This is a genomic window from Pseudomonas sp. P5_B2, assembly GCF_056400445.1.
On the sequence record NZ_JBFULH010001222.1, the window covers coordinates 1 to 837 of the forward strand.

At 57.3% G+C, this 837-nt stretch carries 1 protein-coding gene; it reads right to left on the minus strand.

Annotated features, from left to right (window positions below):
• A partial coding sequence (locus tag AC1DRJ_RS30345) for a BrxR family helix-turn-helix transcriptional regulator (RefSeq protein WP_477805363.1) occupies positions 1 to 837 on the minus strand: 837 nt, incomplete at both ends.

The window sequence follows — 837 nt, forward strand, 5'->3', positions numbered from 1 at the left end:
GTCATGCATGAGCCAGGGGCGCAGCTCCTTGAGGTTGGTTGCCACGATTTGCTGGGCCTCGGGGTTAGTGGCCTGGTTTCTCGGGTCGATCTGATAGCGTTGCAATACGTACTTCACCAGCGCCCTGCGACTGGGCACCACGAGCTGGCCATCAATCATGCCGAAGTCGGTTTCGATGATTGACTTCTGCGCCGCGTTCAATCGCCCATCGGCGGCAAATATCACCGGTATTTCGGTGTTCCAGTCTTCATCCAGCTCACGAGTGTTTGGCGATTCGTCGAGCAAATCCGGCTGGCCCCGTAGACGGCTGAGCACAAAGTCGCGGTACTGGCCGTTCTTCTCGCAGTAAGCCCGCACATGCCAGCGCATACCGGTGTAGACCAGCGTGTGAGGGGCGATGAGGCGAATCTCCAGGTTCGGAGTATTGAGCGACACGTACTCGGTTTCCAGGCGCAGGCCGTCGCGACAGGCCTTGAGCAATGGGCGCAGGACTTCCGGCCGAATTGGACGATCCGGGACTTCCAGCACCTTGGTGTGGGCGTAGGCAAGGGCGAGTCCATCGATGTGCGGGGCGCGTTCGTTGTTCTGATAGAGCAGGTGCAAATAGGCGCTGGCGCTGTTGTCGATGAACAGCGGCGTGAACGTCTTGCTGGGCACGTAACCTTTTATTTTTTTATCATATGTAAGATTTTTAGGCGCATGTTCTGTGATGTAGGTGTTGATGTCCTTGGACGCCTGCTGACGGCTGATGCCGAAGCTCTGCATCAAGTGTCCCGTGGTCAACCGGCCCTCCCACCAGGCAACGGTCTCAATCAAACGATAGCGAAGTGCCAGATC